Annotated in this window: 19 protein-coding genes; 12 read left to right on the forward strand and 7 right to left on the reverse strand. The window is 58.5% G+C overall.

Annotation, left to right across the window (positions count from 1 at the left end; all coding sequences use genetic code 11):
• Positions 1-112: 112 nt before the first annotated feature.
• The 3 genes from ACR2R1_RS21440 to ACR2R1_RS21450 are packed head-to-tail and all read right to left on the reverse strand — an operon-like array spanning position 113 to position 1,906.
• Positions 113-520, reverse strand: coding sequence for an ExbD/TolR family protein (locus ACR2R1_RS21440; RefSeq protein WP_077728084.1), 408 nt, complete (start codon positions 518-520; stop codon positions 113-115).
• Positions 521-522: 2 nt separating this feature from the next.
• Positions 523-1,185 carry a MotA/TolQ/ExbB proton channel family protein gene (locus ACR2R1_RS21445; RefSeq protein ID WP_077728085.1) on the reverse strand — a complete coding sequence of 221 codons (663 nt, stop codon included), beginning with the start codon at positions 1,183-1,185 and terminating at the stop codon, positions 523-525.
• A gap of 13 nt (positions 1,186-1,198) precedes the next feature.
• On the reverse strand, positions 1,199-1,906 hold the full coding sequence (locus ACR2R1_RS21450; protein ID WP_077728086.1) for an energy transducer TonB: 708 nt from the start codon (positions 1,904-1,906) through the stop codon (positions 1,199-1,201).
• Between the two features lie 558 nt (positions 1,907-2,464).
• Here ACR2R1_RS21450 and ACR2R1_RS21455 point away from each other — a divergent pair.
• Positions 2,465-4,756: a TonB-dependent receptor family protein gene (locus ACR2R1_RS21455; protein ID WP_434111855.1), complete on the forward strand. Its 2,292-nt coding sequence runs from the start codon at positions 2,465-2,467 to the stop codon at positions 4,754-4,756.
• Between the two features lie 144 nt (positions 4,757-4,900).
• The gene (locus tag ACR2R1_RS21460; RefSeq protein ID WP_434111857.1) at positions 4,901-6,142 is read left to right on the forward strand and encodes a sialidase family protein; all 1,242 of its coding nucleotides are present in this window, start codon (positions 4,901-4,903) and stop codon (positions 6,140-6,142) included.
• 398 nt (positions 6,143-6,540) lie between these two features.
• Here ACR2R1_RS21460 and ACR2R1_RS21465 read toward each other — a convergent pair whose 3' ends face one another.
• Genes ACR2R1_RS21465 through speA form a run of 3 tightly spaced genes read right to left on the reverse strand, consistent with a single transcriptional unit; the run spans position 6,541 to position 10,583 of the window.
• Positions 6,541-7,821 (reverse strand): PepSY-associated TM helix domain-containing protein, encoded by a 1,281-nt coding sequence (locus ACR2R1_RS21465; RefSeq protein WP_434111859.1) that lies wholly within the window; start codon positions 7,819-7,821, stop codon positions 6,541-6,543.
• Positions 7,818-8,678 carry an NAD(P)-dependent oxidoreductase gene (locus tag ACR2R1_RS21470; RefSeq protein ID WP_434114292.1) on the reverse strand — a complete coding sequence of 287 codons (861 nt, stop codon included), beginning with the start codon at positions 8,676-8,678 and terminating at the stop codon, positions 7,818-7,820. Before ACR2R1_RS21470 ends, ACR2R1_RS21465 begins: the two co-directional genes overlap by 4 nt.
• Before the next feature lie 30 nt (positions 8,679-8,708).
• Positions 8,709-10,583, reverse strand: coding sequence for a biosynthetic arginine decarboxylase (speA, locus tag ACR2R1_RS21475; protein WP_156879545.1), 1,875 nt, complete (start codon positions 10,581-10,583; stop codon positions 8,709-8,711).
• Between the two features lie 74 nt (positions 10,584-10,657).
• Here speA and speE point away from each other — a divergent pair, with 74 nt between their 5' ends.
• Positions 10,658-11,506, forward strand: a complete 849-nt coding sequence (gene speE, locus ACR2R1_RS21480; protein WP_086135251.1) for a polyamine aminopropyltransferase — start codon at positions 10,658-10,660, stop codon at positions 11,504-11,506.
• A 58-nt stretch (positions 11,507-11,564) separates the two neighbouring features.
• A complete protein-coding gene (locus ACR2R1_RS21485; protein ID WP_077728091.1) occupies positions 11,565-11,828 on the forward strand; it encodes a DUF4404 family protein in 264 nt (87 codons plus the stop codon).
• A 30-nt stretch (positions 11,829-11,858) separates the two neighbouring features.
• On the opposite strand, the gene mtgA is transcribed toward ACR2R1_RS21485, so the two are convergent.
• Positions 11,859-12,581, reverse strand: a complete 723-nt coding sequence (gene mtgA / locus ACR2R1_RS21490) for a monofunctional biosynthetic peptidoglycan transglycosylase (protein WP_210023797.1) — start codon at positions 12,579-12,581, stop codon at positions 11,859-11,861.
• 177 nt (positions 12,582-12,758) lie between these two features.
• Between mtgA and ACR2R1_RS21495 the strand changes: the two genes are divergently transcribed.
• From ACR2R1_RS21495 to hisC, 8 genes are read left to right on the forward strand one after another with little or no spacing between them, the layout of a single operon-like run.
• Positions 12,759-13,580, forward strand: coding sequence for an ABC transporter ATP-binding protein (locus tag ACR2R1_RS21495; protein WP_077728093.1), 822 nt, complete (start codon positions 12,759-12,761; stop codon positions 13,578-13,580).
• A 29-nt stretch (positions 13,581-13,609) separates the two neighbouring features.
• Positions 13,610-14,392 carry a lipid asymmetry maintenance ABC transporter permease subunit MlaE gene (gene mlaE, locus ACR2R1_RS21500; protein ID WP_077728094.1) on the forward strand — a complete coding sequence of 261 codons (783 nt, stop codon included), beginning with the start codon at positions 13,610-13,612 and terminating at the stop codon, positions 14,390-14,392.
• The gene (gene mlaD / locus ACR2R1_RS21505; protein WP_077728095.1) at positions 14,392-14,892 is read left to right on the forward strand and encodes an outer membrane lipid asymmetry maintenance protein MlaD; all 501 of its coding nucleotides are present in this window, start codon (positions 14,392-14,394) and stop codon (positions 14,890-14,892) included. Before mlaE ends, mlaD begins: the two co-directional genes overlap by 1 nt.
• Before the next feature lie 24 nt (positions 14,893-14,916).
• Positions 14,917-15,261: an STAS domain-containing protein gene (locus ACR2R1_RS21510; RefSeq protein WP_166642485.1), complete on the forward strand. Its 345-nt coding sequence runs from the start codon at positions 14,917-14,919 to the stop codon at positions 15,259-15,261.
• 18 nt (positions 15,262-15,279) lie between these two features.
• Entirely contained in the window at positions 15,280-16,545 is a 1,266-nt protein-coding gene (gene murA / locus ACR2R1_RS21515; RefSeq protein ID WP_077728097.1) for a UDP-N-acetylglucosamine 1-carboxyvinyltransferase, read from the forward strand.
• Positions 16,546-16,555: 10 nt separating this feature from the next.
• A complete protein-coding gene (gene hisG, locus ACR2R1_RS21520) occupies positions 16,556-17,200 on the forward strand; it encodes an ATP phosphoribosyltransferase (RefSeq protein WP_156879546.1) in 645 nt (214 codons plus the stop codon).
• A gap of 5 nt (positions 17,201-17,205) precedes the next feature.
• Entirely contained in the window at positions 17,206-18,519 is a 1,314-nt protein-coding gene (gene hisD / locus ACR2R1_RS21525; RefSeq protein WP_434111864.1) for a histidinol dehydrogenase, read from the forward strand.
• Positions 18,516-19,607: a histidinol-phosphate transaminase gene (gene hisC / locus ACR2R1_RS21530; protein ID WP_133716578.1), complete on the forward strand. Its 1,092-nt coding sequence runs from the start codon at positions 18,516-18,518 to the stop codon at positions 19,605-19,607. The genes hisD and hisC overlap by 4 nt, the downstream gene beginning before the upstream one ends.
• Positions 19,608-19,617: the final 10 nt, after the last annotated feature.

Genomic DNA, 19,617 nt, shown 5'->3' on the forward strand with positions numbered 1-19,617 from the left:
GAACTGCTCAAAATGAAGCAATTATGCCATGAATATTGCATACCGATTTCGGGTTTTCCAAGAGCCTGGATATTCGCGATGGGAATGGAGGCATTTGGTGCCGCAAAAGCGGTCACTCCCGGGTGACAAACGCGAGCTTGGTAATGCCTGCCTTGTGAGCGACGGCCATGGCTTCCGCGACCCGACCGTAGGGAACGGCGGTGTCGGCCTGGAACTGCACGATCAGTTCCGGATCGGCCTGTTGCAGATCGCGCAGAAGCTGCTCCATGGCTTCCAGCGGTTGCGGCTGATCGTTCAAGGTGATCTGACCCTGGGCGTCGATGGCGATGGTGGCGAGGTGCTTGTCGGGGGCGGGGTCGGTTTTTTCGGTCTTCGGCAAATCGACTTTCACCGCCTGGGTCAGCAGCGGTGCGGTGACGATGAACACGACCAGCAATACCAGCATGACGTCGACCAGCGGCGTCACGTTGATTTCGCTCATGGCCTCCCGATCGGAAGACGAATCGGTTTTGAATCCCATGGTTACTCGCTCCCGTCGGCTTTAAGGCCTGTCTTCACGGCGAGATTAAGGAAGTCGGTGGCAAAATATTCGAGGTCCGCTTCGCATAGCTTGATGCGTCTCAAAAAGAAATTGTAAGCCAATACCGCCGGAATGGCCGCTGCGATGCCGATTGCCGTGGCGACCAGTGCTTCGCCGATCGGGCCGGCGACCACATCCAGGCTGGCCGATTTGGCCTCGCCGATGTCCTGCAAAGCGTGCATGATGCCCCATACCGTGCCGAACAGCCCGACGAAGGGCGACGTGCTGCCGATGCTGGCCAACATGGACAGCCCTTGTTCCAGATCCTTGCGTTCTCGGCTGATCTGTTGGCGCAGGGACCGTTCCAGAATCGACTCGATGTCGCCGCTCCACTCGAGCATGCGCGAGGTTTTGCTGCGCATGTCCTTGAGAACGCCGAATCCTGCTCCTGCGATGCGGCCCAAGGCACTCGCCGAATGTTCCAGACCCGAGGCAGTGGCGAGATCCGGCGCCGCCCAGAAGTCTTTGCTGTAGCCGCGGTTGCGCTGGCCGATATTCCAGAGCGTCCAGCTCTTGAAAAAGATGATGCTCCAAGTAATGACGGAAAATCCGATCAGCACCCCTAAGGTGATCTGAACGATATCGGTAGAAGAGATCTGAATCATGCGATAGCCTTTTTCATCGTTTTAGTTTGTATTCAATCGGGACGATAACCCAACTGACCACGGCCCGGTCGCCCCTGCGCGCGGGGATAAAGCGCCAGTTCTTGACCTGATCCACGGTCGCGTCGTCCAGAATCTCGTGGCCGCTGCTGCCTTCGATTTTGATCTCGCCCGCCGAGCCGTTCGGCATGACTTGAACGCGCAAGGTGACCTTGCCTTCCCAGCGTCTTTCCAACGCGACACGTGGGTAACGCGTCGGCGGATTGTTCAGGCCCGGCGCCTTGTAAGAGGCTTCGACGAATGGCGCAGGGGCTGGTGCGGCCGGCTTGCCCTGGGTCGACGCGGTCGGGACAGTGGCCGGCGCGCTGGGCGTCGGAGTTTCAGAGGGCTCGGGTGCCGGTGTCGGCCGAGCCACCGGTTTAGGCTTGGGCTTGGGTTTAGGTTTGTCCGGTTTTTTCGGTGCGGGTTTTTCCGGTTTGGGCTCGGGTTTGGGCGGCGGCTGTTGTACCTGCGGTTGGGGCGGCTCGGGACTGGCTTCGGGCTGTGCCGCGACAAGCGAGACTTCCAGCAGTTGCGGTGGAGTTTCCGCCGGTTCCCGGTCTACCGGGGCGGCGAGCCAGGCGGCCCAAACCGCGGCATGCAGTGCCGCTGCGGCAGCGATCGAGAAAGCGGTCTCCAGCCACGAGCGACATCCTTGCTTGGTGTCGGCGGACATCGAAGTCATATACAGATGTGCGAGTGATGGTTCGGTAGAAATTGGAGGGTACAACTCAAATTGAGAATAATAACGAGAATTTTTACTGTGTAAGCATTTTACATACGGATTTTAATCCCAAACGTCTAAATACCGGTGCTATGACCATCTATTCTTAGCAAATATCGGTCCATATCAAGTTGAGTGGAGCGCTGCTCGCCAAATCTAGGCTGTCGGTACAAATGAGCTCATCGCGCATGCCCGATTGTGTGATATGACGCAATCCGGATATCCCATCTTGGGTTTCACGGAGACTCCGTTCCTGGACAGCATCGCGTTGTGGCGGCGTATTTTATAGATCGTTGAAAATAAATGCTAAATGAAAATTGCTCATGTTCGTTTCCGGTGGGGAAGAGCGATTTGGCGGAAAGCGATATCGGTATTTGACACATCGAGGTGTGGCATATCACGCAGTTCTTGCCTGTCGGCAGCGTGCATGGCCGCTGTGGACCGGATGGTTGCTGACGAAAAGGAGTGGCACGAATTTTCCTATTAAAAGGCTCGGTCTTAATAAAAGAAAAAATAAATATGAAGATGCAGGAGGATGTATTGATATCGCCATTTCGTGTTGGGATGGCGGTTTTCAGTCTGAATTTATTGTTTTCCGGATTCGCTGTCGCCGATCATACCGAAGAACATCGTTTGCAGACGATCGAAGTGACGGCCCCCGAAGAAACCGGGGAATCGCTGACAACGCCCAGCGCGGAAACGGCCAAGTACAAGCTTTCCCAGGTTCCGGGCGCAACCACCTTCATCCATTCCGAAGAGTACCGCAGCCGCCCGACGCCGGGTGGCGTGGCCGATGTCCTGAGTTATTCGCCGGGTGTTTTTTCTCAAAGCCGATACGGCAATTCCGAAACCCGTATTCTGGTGCGCGGCGCCGGAACTTCGCTGACTTTCGGTTCGGCGGGGCTGCGCTATCTGCGCGACGGCCTGCCGCTCACCGGAACCGACGGCTTTACCAATCCGGAGCTTCTGGAGCCGATGAACGCGCTTTACACCGAGGTTTATCGCGGCTCCAACGCCCTGCAATACGGTTCGGCCTTCTTGGGCGGTGCGGTGAACTTCGTCTCGCGCAACGGCCGCAATACGCCGGGCATTCATACGACCTTCGTCACCGGTTCGCACGATTACTACCGTCCCCAACTGATGGTCGGCGGCGTGCTGAACAAGGATCTGGATTATTTCGTTTCTTATACCGGGACCTACAACAATAGTTTCCGGGACCATAGCGAAGAGGATATTTCCAGAGGCTACGCCAATTTCGGTTACCGCTGGAACGAGGATCAGGAAACCCGCGTGCATCTGTTCGCCAGCAAGAACCAGCTGCAGCTGCCGGGGTCTCTTTCGTTCGAGCAGTATTATGATGACCCTTACCAAGCCCAGAATGGTCTATCGCCGGGATCGTTCTTCAATAAATTCGAAACCCTCGACGTTCAACGTAACCTCGAGACCTTGCGCGGCGATGTCCGGCATACCATCAAGTTCACGCCAGATGACGTGCTGACGGTGGGGGCTTGGTACGAAAATCGTCGGCTGTGGCACCCCTTATCGCCTTTTAATTCTTTCAACCGAAACTCGCCTTGCCGGGGAACGCCGGATTCGGAGGGCATCGTGACGATCAATAATCCCGCGTGCGGCGGTCTTCTGATCGACTACGGCAATTTGGCGGGCTCGTTCAACCGCAACCGGCAGCAGGACGCCGGCCTCAGTTGGCGTTTCACTCACGACGGATCGCTGTTCGGTTCGCGTAACAGCTTCGTGCTGGGCGGCTTCTTCGGCTGGGGCAAGTCCTACGGCACGGTGGACAACACCCTGCCGGGCGCGGAGATCGGCACCAAGCTGAATAACGCCAAGAGCGAGGCCTTCAACATCGAAATCTTCGGGGAAGATCGTTTCGCATTGACCTCCAGCCTGGATCTCGTGGTGGGCGGTCAATTCATTCATGCCAAGCGGCGCAGCCTGACCGATTTCTTCGTGCCCACGTCACAGATCGGCAACGCCTTCGAGACGGATGCGTCTCGCTGGTACACCGCCTTCAGTCCCAAGGTCGGGCTGCTTTGGCAGGCGACCGAGAAGCAACAGTTCTTCGCCAATTTCAGCCGCAGTTACGAGCCGCCGACCAATACCCAATTGGCGTTCCGGGATCCGCGGCTGAATCAAACAAGCAGCGAATCTGCTCTTGATGCGCAGGAGGGGACGACGATCGAAGTGGGGACCCGCGGCGAGGCAGGCGTCTTCAATTGGGACCTCGCCGTCTACCATTCCTGGATCAACAACGAGATTCTCTCCACGCTGCTGCCCGGTCAGACTCAGACGAGCACCAATAATGCCGACAAGACCACACATACGGGCGTCGAAGTCGGTACGGGCGCTCTCATTCCTTTGGATTTGATGGGGGATGATCTGCTGCGCGTGCGATTGACCTATACCTATCAGCGATTCCTGTACGACAACGATTCCGCCTACGGCGACAATTACATTCCGGGGGCGCCCAATCATTTCGGCGGCGCGGAAGCCGTGTACGAACATCCCTCCGGTTTCTACATCGGCCCGAATATCCGCATGACCAGCAATTATTACGTGGACTACGCCAACACCCTCAAGGCGCCTGCTTATACCTTGTTTGGCGCCCGTGCCGGCTATAAGAATACGTTCAATAAACTCGGCTATCACGTGTTTGTCGAAGGACGTAACCTCACGGACGAAAAATGGGTCGCCAGCACGAGCGTGGCTGATAGGGCAACTCGGAGCGGGACCGCTATCCTGAATCCCGGTTTCGACCGCACGATCTTCGGGGGCATCTCGATAGATTACTGATTGCTTGGCAACCAGCGGCGGAGGAGGCCCTGCTTCTCGCCCGCCGTTTTTCCACCCGAGGTCCCTCCAGGGCGCCTAGCCCGACAGGGATTTCTCGGTTATTTTCCGTTTGAGGTTGTGTTAACCCGGAAAAGGTGAAGATTGATGAATGTGTTTTGCAGATTGGTCGGCTTGCCGGCGTTGGCCCTGGTCAGCCAATTCGTCTGGGCCGGGCACGGGAGCGCCCCGTCCTCCTCTCAACCCGCTTATTGCAAGGATTCGGCGGCCGCTCCGACACCAAAATGCGCGCGGACGCCCAGCGTGGTATTCGATGCCGACGGTCGGTTATGGCTTTCATGGGTCCAGCAAGGGCGAATCTATGTTCAGTCCTCGAAGGATGGCGGCAAGACCTTGAGCAAGCCGGTGGCGGTCAATCGCGAGCCGGAAAACGTTTTGGCTCACGGCGAGAGCCGACCCAAGATCGCGATCGGCCCGAAAGGCGAGATTTATCTCACCTGGACGCAAGGTTTGGAAAAACGTTTCAGCAGCTATATCCGCTTCGCCCGCTCCGTGGATGGCGGCAAGACGTTCTCCAAGCCGGTCACGGTTAACGACAACCTGGACATCATCGGCCATTCTTTCGACAGTCTGGCGATCAGCCGCGACGGCAAGATCTTCATTGCCTGGCTGGACGCGAGGGATGTCGAAGCCGCGAAGGCCAAGAACCAGCCGTATAACGGTTCTTCTCTCTATTACACCTGGTCCGACGACGGCGGCAAGAGCTTCAAGCCGAATGTCAAGGCGGCCGATTACACCTGTCAGTGCTGCCGGCTGCAGGCCGCCATCGACATCGACGGCTTGCCGCTCATCGTCTGGCGCAACGTCTATCCCGAGAATATCCGCGACCATGCGCTGCTCAAATTCGCCGATTGGGACAAGCCGGGCCGGCCGGTTCGGGTGACGCATGAAAACTGGCACATAGAAGGTTGTCCCCACCACGGGCCAGGGCTGTCGATCGCCAGGGATGGACGCTATCACTTGACCTGGTATAGCGCCGCGCCCGACGCGACGGGTTTGTTTTATGCCTATTCCGACGATGTCGGCTCGCACTTTACCCAACCGATCAAGTTCGGGAATCCGGCGGCCATGCCGGCCCATCCGCACGTCTTGAGCGTGGGGCGGCGGGTGGATTTGGTTTGGCTGGAGTTCGACGGCAAGAACAATCAGCTCAAGACCATGCGCTCGACCAACGGCGGAGCGAATTGGACCGAACCGCGCGTTCTGGCCGAAACCGAAAGCGGGGCTGACAACCCTTTCCTGCACGCCAACGGCGACCGGGTTTATGTGTCCTGGGCTACGGAAAAGGACGGGCTCAAGGTGATTGCGCTCGATGGGGCCGGCCGCTAGAACATTTTCATACCTGCTGTGCGGGTACTCGCGAGTGCGGTTGGGCCAATGGGGTCGTCGGCAAAGGATTGCCGACCTACAAATGCTCTACCCATCATCTACGAATCTTTTGATGCGTCATGGCAACCGGGATTTCGTAGGATGGGTTAGGCGCACGTCGATATAAGTTGGCCGTCGATTAGAGCATTTTTCGATTCGGTGTAAGGGATCCCGATATGTAGGTCGGCAATCCTTTGCCGACGTACCGGCTCAGCAAAGGGCTTTGTCGGCAAGGGATTGCCGACCTACACTCTTCCTTCCCGACACGAATCCGTACACCGACATGAAAAACGCTCTAATGCGCTGCGAGTGCGCCGTAACCCATCAAAGCGACGTGCCAAGGGAGTCCTCGTCGAACCTCAATCCAGATAGCGCCGCTTGCCCCATTGGGCGAGGCGCATCAATCGCACCAGAGCCCACCCTGCCAAGATGCGGACAAAGCGGAGAAGGTCCGCCGACTGGCGCAAAAAAGCGCTCCAGGCGAGTTCCAGCTTAGGCCGAAGTGTCGAAAGATCGATCTCCCTATCCGCGATCGAACCGCGCCGGTGCAGCCAGTGCAATAGGCCGGTTACATAAAGCACGAGCGGCATCAGGCCGACACAGAACCAGACGAAGCGGCCCGTCGCGCCGAAAGCCTCGCCGGTGTGCCAGGGCCAGATACGGCTGATAAAAGCTTGCCCACTGCTGAACTTATTAGGATTGCGCACCTCACGAATCTGCCCACTCCAGCGGTCGACCCAGACCAGGGTTGCCGGGTGTCTGATGTTGGCATCCCCGGAGCGCCGCAAATTGATGCGGTAGGTGCCGTTTTCCCCGGCTGGCGTCGCGACGCGCCTCACTTCGGCGTGCGGAAATAGGCCCCGTGCGACCAGAACCGCCTCGGCCAGGCCGACGGGGCGACCATTTGGAGCGCCGGTACTGATGATTTCCGGACCCTCGTCGCCGTGGCCCATCTCCGAAGCCCCGAGCATCGTTTCCAGCAGGCTCGGATAAGCCAGATGGAATCCGGTGAAAGCCAGCAACAGCAGGACAACGGCGCTGAACAGACCGAGCGTGCGGTGCAGGTCGAAAGCGAGTCGTGCCAGGCCGGCGTCGTGTCGGATCACAAAGCTTCGGCGAAGCCGGCTGAATCCCGGCCACCAGAGATAGAGGCCGGTGCTTGCCGAGGCAACCAGTAACAGCCCCAGGATGCCGACGGCGTTCCACCTGAACCGTCCGAAGTGCAGTTGAGTATGGAGGTCATATATCCAGGTCGCCGCCGTTCGGCCCCAGAATCGGCTGGCTACGATTTCGGCCGTGTACGGATTCACCGAGACCATGAGAGGCGCATAGAACTCGCCAAAAGTCTCGTAGGGTTTTTCGTACCAGACGGTGATCATGCCGTTGCGGGAGCGCGGCATTTCCAGTACCCACGCGCCATATCGATCAGGATGCGCCTCCCGCACCGCCGCCATGATGCGGTCCAAGGGGAGGTATCCCCCTTTCGGCTCATCGACCGTCAGCCGAGGATTGAGAAGTTCGTCCAGTTCCTCGCGATAGACGCTGAGACTTCCGCTGAGCCCCAGCAGGACGAATAGAAAACCGCCGCCCAGCGCGAGATAAAGATGGATCCTGAGCCAGGCTGTTCGTGCGAAATTCACGGCGATGGCCGCTTGAGACGATAGAGGGCCGAGATATCCTCGTCGCCGTGGCCGTCCGCGATGAGCTTGGCGTAATCGGTCATGGCCATTTCGGTGACCGGGAGCTTGAGCCCCAGCTTGTCCGCCATGCCCTTGCAGATTTTCAGATCCTTTTGGTGCAGGGCGAGCTTGAAGCCGGGTTTGAACACGCCTTGGGTCATGGTCGGTCCGCGCTTTTCCAGAAACCAGTTTCCGGCCGCGCCGCCGGAAACGACGTCGATGACCTTGCGCATGTCGAGTCCCAGCGCCGCTCCGAATGCCATGGCTTCGGTCACGGCCTCGTTGATGCCGGCCGCCATGATCTGGTTCACCGCCTTGGCCGCCTGGCCGGCACCCACGTCGCCCATGTGAACGATCCGGCTGCCCATGGTTTCCAGTACCGGCAGAATTCGCTCCAAGGTCTCGAGCTTGCCGCCGACCATGATCGCTAGGGTCCCGTTCTTCGCGCCTTCGACGCCGCCGGTCACCGGCGCATCGAGAAAATCCGCGCCCTTGCTTTCAACCAGCCTGGCGGCTTCTCGCGCGGTATCGCTGCTCACAGTGGACATGTCGATCACCACTGTGTGCGGGCGCAGCGCCGGTAACATGCCGTGTATCACCTCCAGCACGTCGGCATCGGCCGAGACGCAAATTAGAGTCACGTCGACGTGCGAGGCGAGCAGGGCGGGCGAGACGGCGCACTGTACGCCCAATTCTTGAGAAAGCGTTATCGCGCTGGCTTCGGTGCGGTTCCAGACGGAAGCCAAATAACGGCCCTTGGCCACGTTTCGCGCCATGTGAGTGCCCATCGCGCCGAGACCGATGAAGCCCGCCCTAATGTCCTTTTTGCCTTCGGTGTTCAATGCCGTTTACTCCTCGAGATAGGTGTAGCTTCGCAAGCCGGCGATCAACTCGCTCTCGAAGCGCTTGCGCTGTTCGGAGGGGATCCGCGCCTCGACCAGCTTCTTGCGATAGGCGCGCTCCAATTCTTCCGGGTCGATATGCACATAGCGCAGCAGGTCGTGGGCGCCGTCGCCCCGCATGGGCTGGATGAAACGGTAGCCGCCGGCTCCATCGAGTTCGACGTTGACCGAATGAGTATCGCCGAACAGATTGTGCATGTCCCCCAGAATTTCCTGGTAGGCGCCGACCAGGAAGATGCCGATGAGATAGGGTTCGCCCGGCTTGTGGGTATGCAGCGGCAGGGTGGCTTCGAGGCTCTGCCGATCGATGTAGGTATTGATCCGGCCGTCGGAATCGCAGGTCAGGTCTTGGATCACCGCGCGGCGCGTGGGTTCCTCGTGCAGGCGCTGCAGCGGCATGACCGGAAACACCTGTGCGATCGCCCAGGCGTCCGGCATGGACTGGAACAGCGAGAAATTGCAGAACACCTTGTCGGCAAGCCGCTCGTTGAGTTCGTCGATCAGCTCGCGATGGGCGCGGAGACGGATGTCGAGGCGCCTATGAACGGCATGGCAAATGGCTGCGTTGAGCCGTTCCGCATCGGCGAGTTCGGCCAGGCTCAATTTGCCCTGCACGTACATCGCTCGGGCTTCGGCGAGATCGAATTGCGCGTCGTGATACACGCCCAGCGGCGACTCCTGGGGCAGGGCGCGGAGCAGGTCGGCCAGGTCCTGCAAGGGTTTTGCCTTGATTTCGGCCGGAGGGCTTCCGTCTTCGGCCACCGATTCGATATCGATGATATTCGTGATCAGCACCGCATGATGTGCGCTCATCGCACGTCCGGATTCGGTGATCAGGTTAGGATGCGGCAAACCGTATTCGGCGCAGGCCTCCGAAAAGGCGCGCACGATGCTGTGGGCGTATTCGTCGATGCTGTAATTGATGGAACAGTCGCTGACCGAATGGGTGCCTTCGTAATCGACGCCGAGTCCGCCGCCCACGTCGGCCCAGGCGAGATGGGCGCCGAGTTCCCGCAATTCCGCGTAATAGCGGCTGGCTTCCCGCAGCGCCGTCTTGACGTCGTTGATGTTCGCGACCTGCGAGCCCATGTGGAAATGCATCAGTTTGAGCCATTCGAGTCCGCCGGCTTCTCGCAATTTGACGATCAGCTTGAGGAGTTCGTTCGCGTGCAGACCGAACTTCGATTTTTCGCCGCCGCTGTTCTGCCATTTGCCGGCGCCGATGCTGGACAGTCTGATCCGGACGCCCAATTGCGGCGCAATCCCCAGATCTCGCGATTCGGAAAGCACCAGCTCCAGTTCGGACAGCTTTTCGATGACGATGAAGACGTTCAGTCCCAGGCTGAGTCCGATCAAGGCCAGGCGGATGTAGGATCGGTCCTTGTAGCCGTTGCAGATTACCGTGCCGGCATCGGATAAGGCCAGTATGGCCAGAAGTTCCGATTTGCTGCCGGCTTCCAAGCCGACTGACGTATGACCATTTTTTAAAATGCCCTCGACCACGCTCCGCTGCTGATTGACCTTGATCGGATAGACCGGTGTATAGCTGCCTCGATAATCGTGCTCGTGGCGAGCCTTTTCGAAGGCCTTGTGCAGCAGGCCCACGCGGTCGCGGAGGATATCGGTGAAGCGCACCAGGACCGGCAGCGACAAGCCTTCCTGGCGTACCGCCTGGGCGATTTCGAAGAGATCCACCGTGCCTTGCACCGGATTCTTGGTCGGACGGACGACCACGTGGCCTTCGTCATTGATGCCGAAGTAGCCTTCTCCCCAGTGCTCGATGGCGTAGGTATCGACCGCCTGCTCTAGACTCCAACTCATTTCGGTGGCCAAGCTCTTTAAAAAAGGTTGAATTATGTGGAAAATCCTCCGATTTTTCCATTGCGAGGAACACCATGCTGAGCGACGAAAACTGGTTTACCGAGGTTTATCCGAAACACGGGAGCGCGCTCTCTTTGAAGGTGACTGATAAGCTCCACGAGGAGCAGACGCCGTTTCAGCGCATCGAGATCTACGAGACTGAATGGCTGGGCACGCTCATGGTCATCGACGGCTGCACGATGGTGTCCGATCGGGATAATTTTCTTTATCACGAGATGATGACCCATCCGGCGCTATACACCCATCCGAATCCGGAAACCGTCTGGATCATCGGCGGCGGCGACTGCGGGAGCCTCAAGGAAGTGCTCAAACACCCGGAGGTCAAGCGGGCGGTTCAAATCGAGATCGACGAGCGGGTGACCCGGCTTGCCGAGCGGTATTTTCCGGAGTTGTGCGAATCGAACGACGATCCGCGCGCCGAGCTGCTCTTCATCGACGGCATTCAGTGGGTAAAGGATGCGGCGGCCGACAGCGTCGATCTCATCATCGTGGACAGCACCGATCCGGTGGGGCCGGCCGAGGGCTTATTCAACGAGGCGTTCTACCGCGAGTGTTTCCGTTGCCTGCGCAAGGACGGGATTCTCGCCCAGCAGAGCGAATCGCCGCTGTTCCACATGCCGCTGATCGAGGCCATGCACAAGACCATGCGCCAGGCGGGATTTCCCGAAACGCGCACCTTGTTCTTTCCTCAGTTCATCTATCCATCTGGCTGGTGGAGCGGGACCCTGGCGGGAAAATCGGGTCTGACCCATTTCCGCGAGGCCGATGCCCGAAACAAACCGTTTGCAACGAGCTACTACAACGCCGAGATCCATAAGGCAGCTTTCGTCGCGCCGGAGTTCTTCAGGGCGGCGATGGCTTGAGCGGACGGCGGCCTGTGTTACGATTTGCGGAAAACGACGGGTTTGAGGAAAAGATCCCATGACTGAGAAAGAAATAAGCGAAGCGCTTTTCAACCTGCGCACCGAGATTGAACATCTGAATACCAGCGACCCGGAAGTGAGGGCTCGGCTGGAAACGCTGCTTGCCGATCTCGAGCGGCGGCTCGAGGCATCGGAAGACGAGCATCACCTGCATTTGGTGGATGACATGAAAGAAGCGATTTCGCAGTTCGAAGTCGAACATCCCCGCATTACCGGCATTCTCAACGACTTGATGGTTGCCTTGAGCAACCTGGGGATCTGATCCTCTTCTGAAACACTCGGCAAAGGCGGGTTACGTTAAACCCGCTTTTGCCCGAGTCTGGCTGTCGACATTCCGCAAATAATCCGACCCTCCCAGCTGCTTCATCTGTCTTAGTATCCATAACCGGCGATGCATCACATAAGCCGAAGGTTTGTCCGCACGTAAACGCACGGGGTTGGGCAGAACGGCGGCGAGCAGGGCGGCTTCGTTCGGGTTGAGTTTCGATGCCGATTTGGCGAAAAAGGCTTTCCCGGCGGCCGAAACGCCGTAAATTCCTTCGCCGAATTGGGCGATATTCAGGTAAACCTCCAGTATCCGCCGCTTCGGCCACATCAATTCAATCAACGCAGTGAAATAAGCCTCCAAGGCCTTGCGGAAGTAGTTTTGCCCCGGATAAAGAAACAGATTCTTGGCGACTTGCTGGGAAATCGTGCTGGCGCCCCGGACGTGCTTACCCTGCTGGTTATGCTTCCAGGCTTGGCCGATAGCGTTCAGATCGAAACCATAGTGCCGGTCGAACAACTGGTCTTCGGCGGCGATCACGGCGACTTTCGCATAAGGCGAAATGTGGTCCCAGGAAACCCAGTTATAGCGCGGCCGGAATCCCGGTTTTCCTTCGATAAGCGCCAGAAATTGCGCGCGCAGCATGAACGCGCTGGTCGGCGGAGGAAGCCAGCGAAGCAGGGCGACGGGGATAACGGTGAGGGCGACGAACGTCAGGATGAACTTGCGAAGAATGTTTCTCAGCGCCATTTCGCGTTTGCGGATTTTTATTAAGATTCCTTTGATGCGGCGCCCCGGACGGACTAATCGGCAGGGGCTCGAATGGGTTGTCAGATCCATTGCAGCCGCTTCAAAGTTGACTCACGCGTCATAGCTGGCCAGAATACGCCATTTTTCCGACCGATTTAAGTGGCGCTTCATCAAAACATGGCTGGCGGGAATGCGGGTGGCGAAGTTCTAGTTTCTATCAGAAACCTCACGTTCAGCCGCGGCAGCCGCAAGATCTTCGATGGCGTCAATCTGGACATCCCCAGAGGCAAGATTACCGCCATCATGGGGCCCAGCGGCACCGGCAAGACCACTCTCCTGAAACTGATCGGCGGTCAACTGCGGCCGGACAGCGGCACTATCACCGTGGACGGGCGCATAGTGCACGAGCTATCGCTCGGTCGTTTGTACGAGCTTCGCAAAAAAATAGGGATGCTCTTTCAGACCGGCGCTCTTCTGACCGATCTCAACGTATTCGAAAACGTCGCTTTTCCGCTCCGGGAGCATACCAAACTGCCCGAGTCCATGATCAGGACTCTGGTCTTGATGAAACTCCAAGCGGTAGGCTTAAGGGGCGCTCGCGACCTGATGCCGGCGCAGCTTTCCGGAGGCATGGCCAGGCGGGTGGCATTGGCGCGGGCTATTACGCTCGATCCCATGATGATCATGTATGACGAGCCGTTTACCGGACAGGACCCGATTTCCATGGGCGTGCTGGTGAAGCTGATACGCGACCTGAACCGGGAACTGGGACTCACCAGCATCGTCGTATCCCACGATGTCGAAGAAACCGCATCCATTGCCGATTACATCTATCTTATTTCCGAGGGCAAGGTAGTCGGCCAAGGCACGCCCGACGCGATCCGTCATTCGGAGTCGCCTTGGGTCCTACAGTTTATGGAAGGTTTGGCGGATGGTCCGGTGCCGTTTCATTATCCAGCGCCCGATTATGCGGCCGATTTACTCAATCCGCCTGCCTGAAATAGACCGTCATTTATTCGGAAAATCCCATGTTAGCCCCATTCCAGCAACTTGGACACGCGACCCTGGGCACGATGCAAAAGTTGGGTCGGGCCAATTTGTTCATCTGCCATGTCCTAACGGGGCTGCCTGAAATACTGAGGCGCATTCGCCTGCTGCTGGCGCAGGTTTATTCGGTGGGGGTGCTCACCATTCTGTTGGTAAGCGTTTCCGGCTTGTTTGTCGGCATGGTATTGGGGCTTCAGGGCTACAATGTACTTTCCGATTTCGGGGCGGAGCAGACCTTGGGCGTGATGGTGGCGGCCTCTTTGGTGCGGGAACTGGGGCCGGTGGTCACGGCCTTGTTGTTTGCGGGGCGAGCGGGTTCCGCTTTGACCGCGGAAATAGGCTTGATGAAGGCGACCGAACAACTTTCCGGAATGGAAATGATGGCGGTCGATCCGTTAAAACGCATTATCGCACCACGCTTTTTCGCCGGCTGTTTGTCGATGCCTCTGTTGGCCTCGCTGTTCAGCATGATCGGCGTCATGGGGGGATATTTCGTCGGCGTCGGGTTGCTCGGGGTGGACGAGGGTGCGTTCTGGTCTCAGATGAGAAGCAGAATCGATTTTTACGATGATATCGTTAATGGTCTCATCAAAAGCGCGGTATTCGGGGTCATCGTCACCTGGATTGCGGTGTTCGAAGGTTACGATGCCGTGCCCACTTCCGAAGGGGTCAGCCGGGCGACCACGCGCTCGGTCGTTTATTCGGCCTTCGCCGTGCTCGGGTGGGATTTCGTGCTGACAGCTTTAATGTTCGGGGGGGATTGATGCAGTCATCGAAAGCAATCGAGATCTGGGTTGGTTTGTTCGTTGCCGTTGGTTTGATCGCTTTGTTTTTCTTAGCTATGCAGGTCAGCAATCTCGCCGAACTGCGGAGCAACGATGACAGCTACAGGATCGTCGCGCGCTTCGAAAATATCGGCAGTCTGCGAGTTCGGGCTCCGGTATCGGTGGCCGGTGTCACGGTGGGACGGGTCAGCGCCATATCGTTCGACAATCAAACCTACGAAGCCGTGGTGGAGATGCGGATCGATCCGAAATACGACACGCTTCCGATCGACACCAGTGCCAGCATACTTACGGCCGGTCTGTTGGGCGAGCAATATATCGGTCTGTCGCCCGGCGGCGCGGAAGAGCACCTGGCCGACGGCGACGAAATCGAACTGACTCAATCGGCGATCGTGCTCGAGCAGGTCATCAGCCGTTTCCTGTTCAACAAAGCGGAAGGCGGCGGAGCGAGTGGCGGGGCTGCCACGTCCTCCGAGTAATACCGGAATTACGCGATGCTCGTTATGGCTGAATCCCCCGTCCCATTCGAATTTATCGATGAAGGTCAAGGCCGCTACAGGCTCGAGGGCGAGCTGAGCTTTTCGACCGTAGCGGATGTGCTGAAGAAGACTTTGGCCGTCTTCCGGGATGCGTCCAGGCTTTCGTTCGATTTGGGGGGGGTCTCCCGCGTCGACAGCGCCGGCGTCGCTCTTATGGTGGAGTGGATGCGGCAGGCGGCGCAAGCCCGGACAGAACTGCGTTATGTGCATCTTCCACAGCATGTCATGGCGATCGCTCGAGTCAGCGGTATCGAGCACTTGATTTCCGTCGACTCAACCGACGCGGTCGATCGATCGATCTCGGACTAGCAAAAACATATACAAACAATGGATAAGCTTCTTATTACCGGCGGCAAACCTCTTCATGGGGAGCTGCGCATTTCGGGGGCCAAGAACGCTGCATTGCCGATACTCGCGGGTGCATTGTTGTCGGAAACGCCCGTGATCATCGGCAACGTTCCGCATCTCCACGACATTACCACCACCATGGAATTGCTCGGGCGCATGGGAGTGCACCTGATGGTGGACGAAAAGCTCAATATCGAGGTGGATTCCGGACCGATCGAGAATTTTTTCGCGCCTTACGAGCTCGTGAAGACCATGCGGGCTTCCATTCTGGTCTTGGGGCCCTTGTTGGCGCGCTTCGGCCGTGCCGAGGTTTCGCTGCCCGGCGGTTGCGCCATCGGCAGCCGGCCGGTGAATCTGCACCTGCACGGTCTGGCCGCAATGGGAGCCGATATCAATGTGAAGAACGGCTATATTCACGCCAGCGCCAAGCGTCTCAAAGGTTGCCGCCTGGTTCTGGATCAGGTTACGGTTACCGGCACCGAGAATCTCATGATGGCGGCGGTGCTCGCGAAAGGGACGACCATCATCGAAAATGCCGCGCGCGAGCCCGAGGTGGTGGATTTGGCCAATTTCCTCAATCAGATGGGCGCGAAAGTTTACGGCGCGGGATCCGACATCATGGAAATCGAAGGTGTCGAATCCCTATCCGCCAACGGGCTGCACTACCGTATCCTGCCGGACCGCATCGAGACCGGCACGTATCTGGTGGCCGCCGCCATGACCGGCGGCCGGGTTAAATTGAAGAATACCCGCCCGGATTTGTTGGACGCGGTCTTGGCCAAGCTTCGCGAGGCCGGGGCGCTGATCACGTGTACCGATTCGACCATCGAACTCGACATGCAGGGCAATCGGCCGCAAGCGGTATCGCTGCGCACCGCGCCCTATCCGGCGTTTCCGACCGATATGCAGGCGCAATTCACGGCCATGAACACGGTTGCCGAGGGCGTCGGCGTGATCACCGAGACCGTGTTCGAAAATCGGTTCATGCATGTGCACGAAATGCAGCGCATGGGGGCCGACATCCAGCTGGAATCCAATACCGCCATCGTTCAGGGCAGGCCGAACCTGACGGCTGCACCGGTCATGGCCACCGATTTGAGGGCTTCGGCAAGCCTGGTGCTGGCCGGACTCGTGGCCGAAGGCCAGACCATCGTCGACCGGATTTATCATATCGATCGCGGATACGAGTGCATCGAAGAGAAGCTATCGCAGCTCGGCGCGGAGATACGCCGCATACCCAATTGAAACGCCCCGCATGCTCACTCTAGCCATATCGAAAGGACGTATCTACGAGGAGGCGCTCCCGCTGCTGGCGCAGGTCGGGATAGCTCCGACCGTGGATCCGGACAAGAGCCGTAAGCTGATCCTGCCGACCAATCGCGAGGATGTTCAGTTCCTGATTATCCGGGCTACCGACGTGCCCACCTACGTGGAATACGGAGCCGCCGATCTCGGAATCGCCGGCAAGGACGTATTGGTCGAGTACGATGCCCAAGGGCTGTACGAGCCGCTGGATCTGGGCATTGCCCGCTGCCGATTGATGACGGCGGCCATGAAGGATTCGGCGCCCGTGCCGAGAGGTCGATTGCGGGTGGCGACCAAATATGTGAAAACTACCCACCGTTATTTCGCCAGCCGCGGCATTCAGGCGGATATCATTAAGCTTTACGGTTCTATGGAACTGGCGCCTCTCGTAGGTTTGGCCCACTGCATCGTCGATCTCGTCGACACCGGAAACACGCTGAAGGCCAATGGACTCGAGCCGCGCGATCTGATCATGGACGTCAGCAGCCGGCTCATCGTCAACAAGGCCGCGATGAAGATGAAGCACCGCGAGGTCACGTCCTTCGTCGAAGAATTGAGGCAAGTCGTCAGCGAACGCAGCAAGCAAGCGGGGTAAGCACCATGTTGGATATCTCGATTACCCGTCTCGAAGCGGGGTCAGCGAATTTCGCGAAGGGTCTGGACGCGGTTTTGGCCTGGGACGAAGCCGAGGACGCGGCGATTCACGCGCGGGTGATGGACATCATCGCGCGTATCCGGAAGGAGGGCGATGCCGCGCTGATAGAACTCACCCGTCTTTATGACCGTTTCGACGCGGTGAACGCCTCGGGTCTCGAACTGTCGCGCGACGAGCTGAAAAAGGCGTGGGACGGTTTGCCCGCCGAATCGGCCGAGGCGTTGATGAAGGCCGGGGATCGCATCCGGCTGTACGCCGAGCGCCAGAAGATGGACTCCTGGCGCTATGCGGAACCCGACGGCACGGTGCTGGGACAGCAAGTGACGCCCTTGGACAAGGTCGGCGTCTATGTGCCCGGCGGAAAGGCGGCTTATCCATCGTCGGTATTGATGAACGCCATTCCGGCGAAGGTGGCCGGCGTGCCGGAGATCGTCATGGTGGTTCCGACTCCGGGCGGCGAGACCAATCCCCTGGTTCTCGCGGCCGCTTATCTTGCCGGCATAGACCGCGTATTTCGGATCGGCGGCGCGCAGGCGGTGGCGGCGCTGGCTTACGGCACCGCCACGGTGCCGCGCGTCGACAAGATCGTCGGCCCCGGCAATATCTACGTGGCTACCGCGAAAAAGCTGGTGTTCGGCCAGGTGGGCATCGACATGGTGGCGGGCCCGTCGGAAATTCTCGTCATCAGCGACGGCGGCACCGACCCGGACTGGATTGCCATGGACCTTTTTTCGCAGGCCGAGCACGACGAGGATGCCCAGGCGATACTGGTCAGTCCGAACCGCGCTCATCTGGATGCGGTGGAAGCGAGCATACGCCGTCTGTTGCCGACCATGGAGCGGGCCGAAGTCATCCGGACCTCGCTGTCCCGCCGCGGCGCTCTGATCGAAGTCCGGGATCTGGACGAGGCGGCGGAGGTGGCGAATCGCATCGCGCCCGAGCACCTTGAGCTTTCCGTGGAAGATCCGGAAAGTTTGGCTACCAAAATCCGCAATGCCGGCGCCATTTTCATGGGCCGCTATACGGCGGAAGCCTTGGGCGATTATTGCGCCGGCCCCAATCACGTGTTGCCCACCTCGGGGACCGCCAGATTTTCGTCGCCTTTGGGCGTTTACGACTTTCAAAAGCGGTCCAGCCTGATTTTCTGCTCACCGCAAGGCGCCGACCAATTGGCGAGGACCGCGTCCGTGCTGGCACGAGGCGAGGGACTGACGGCCCATGCCCGTTCCGCCGAATACCGGATCGTAGAACGCTCATGAGCGATCTCGCGAGCAAGGTCCGTTCCTTGCTGAGACCGGAAATACTGGCTTTGTCGGCCTATCACGTTCCGGATTCTTCGGGTTACGTCAAATTGGATGCCATGGAAAATCCTTATTCGTGGCCGGATGACATGGTCGAGGAATGGCTGGCCCGGCTCCGCGAAGCTCAGCCGAATCGCTATCCCGACCCCTCGTGCAACCGGCTCAAAGCCAAGTTGCGCGAAGCTTACGGGGTGCCCGAGGAAGCCGATCTCCTGATGGGGAACGGTTCCGACGAAATCATTCAGATCATTCTCATGGCACTGCAAGGACGCGACGCGACGGTTTTGGCGCCCGAGCCGACTTTCGTCATGTACCGGCAGATCGCGTCCTGCTTGGGGCTCAAGTTTGTAGGCGTACCCTTGCGGGAAGCGGACTTTGCTCTGGACATGGACGCGATGCGGGCGGCGATCGAGACGCATCGACCTGCCGTGATCTTTCTGGCCTACCCCAACAACCCGACCGGCAATTTGTTCCATACCGACGATATCGCCGAAATCCTGCAAATAGCTCCGGGATTGGTGGTCTTGGACGAAGCCTACACGGCCTATGCGGGGCGCAGCTTCATGCCTCGACTCGCGGAATTCGATAGGCTCCTAGTCATGCGCACACTGTCCAAATTGGGGCTGGCGGGGCTGCGCTTGGGTTTCTTGGCCGGTGCCAAGGCCTGGATAGACGAATTCGACAAGATTCGGCTGCCATACAATGTCAACGTATTGACCCAAATCAGCACCGAATTCGCCATCGAGAAGCGGAGTGTGCTAGAGGCTCAGGTGGGGCTCATTTTGCAGGATCGGCAGTACTTATACGAAGAACTTGGCCGGCTTTCCGGTGTCCAGGTCTATCAGAGCGACGCTAATTTCATCTTGTTCAGGCTGTTGCGGCACGATGCCAATCAAGTGTTTCGGAAGCTGAAAGATTCGGGCGTCTTGATCAAGAATCTGCACCCTTCCGGCGGCCGGCTGGTGGGGTGTTTGCGTGTAACCATCGGAATGCCGGAGGAAAATCGCAAATTCCTTAAGGCACTTGCGAACGTTCTGGCTTCGTAGGGCATATATC

Source organism: Methylocaldum sp. GT1TLB, from assembly GCF_051027445.1.
Classification (GTDB): Bacteria; Pseudomonadota; Gammaproteobacteria; order Methylococcales; family Methylococcaceae; genus Methylocaldum.

Excerpts from the sequence above, each read along its gene's own strand:
- murA (WP_077728097.1), top strand. The coding sequence starts at position 15,280 with ATGGATAAGCTTCTTATTACCGGCGGCAAACCTCTTCATGGGGAGCTG.
- hisC (WP_133716578.1), top strand. The coding sequence starts at position 18,516 with ATGAGCGATCTCGCGAGCAAGGTCCGTTCCTTGCTGAGACCGGAAATA.
- ACR2R1_RS21455 (WP_434111855.1), top strand. The coding sequence starts at position 2,465 with ATGAAGATGCAGGAGGATGTATTGATATCGCCATTTCGTGTTGGGATG.
- hisG (WP_156879546.1), top strand. The coding sequence starts at position 16,556 with ATGCTCACTCTAGCCATATCGAAAGGACGTATCTACGAGGAGGCGCTC.
- ACR2R1_RS21445 (WP_077728085.1), bottom strand. The coding sequence starts at position 1,185 with ATGATTCAGATCTCTTCTACCGATATCGTTCAGATCACCTTAGGGGTG.
- ACR2R1_RS21485 (WP_077728091.1), top strand. The coding sequence starts at position 11,565 with ATGACTGAGAAAGAAATAAGCGAAGCGCTTTTCAACCTGCGCACCGAG.
- ACR2R1_RS21510 (WP_166642485.1), top strand. The coding sequence starts at position 14,917 with ATGGCTGAATCCCCCGTCCCATTCGAATTTATCGATGAAGGTCAAGGC.
- speE (WP_086135251.1), top strand. The coding sequence starts at position 10,658 with ATGCTGAGCGACGAAAACTGGTTTACCGAGGTTTATCCGAAACACGGG.
- mlaE (WP_077728094.1), top strand. The coding sequence starts at position 13,610 with ATGTTAGCCCCATTCCAGCAACTTGGACACGCGACCCTGGGCACGATG.
- ACR2R1_RS21460 (WP_434111857.1), top strand. The coding sequence starts at position 4,901 with ATGAATGTGTTTTGCAGATTGGTCGGCTTGCCGGCGTTGGCCCTGGTC.
- ACR2R1_RS21450 (WP_077728086.1), bottom strand. The coding sequence starts at position 1,906 with ATGACTTCGATGTCCGCCGACACCAAGCAAGGATGTCGCTCGTGGCTG.
- hisD (WP_434111864.1), top strand. The coding sequence starts at position 17,206 with ATGTTGGATATCTCGATTACCCGTCTCGAAGCGGGGTCAGCGAATTTC.
- ACR2R1_RS21495 (WP_077728093.1), top strand. The coding sequence starts at position 12,759 with ATGGCTGGCGGGAATGCGGGTGGCGAAGTTCTAGTTTCTATCAGAAAC.
- mlaD (WP_077728095.1), top strand. The coding sequence starts at position 14,392 with ATGCAGTCATCGAAAGCAATCGAGATCTGGGTTGGTTTGTTCGTTGCC.
- mtgA (WP_210023797.1), bottom strand. The coding sequence starts at position 12,581 with ATGGCGCTGAGAAACATTCTTCGCAAGTTCATCCTGACGTTCGTCGCC.
- speA (WP_156879545.1), bottom strand. The coding sequence starts at position 10,583 with ATGAGTTGGAGTCTAGAGCAGGCGGTCGATACCTACGCCATCGAGCAC.
- ACR2R1_RS21440 (WP_077728084.1), bottom strand. The coding sequence starts at position 520 with ATGGGATTCAAAACCGATTCGTCTTCCGATCGGGAGGCCATGAGCGAA.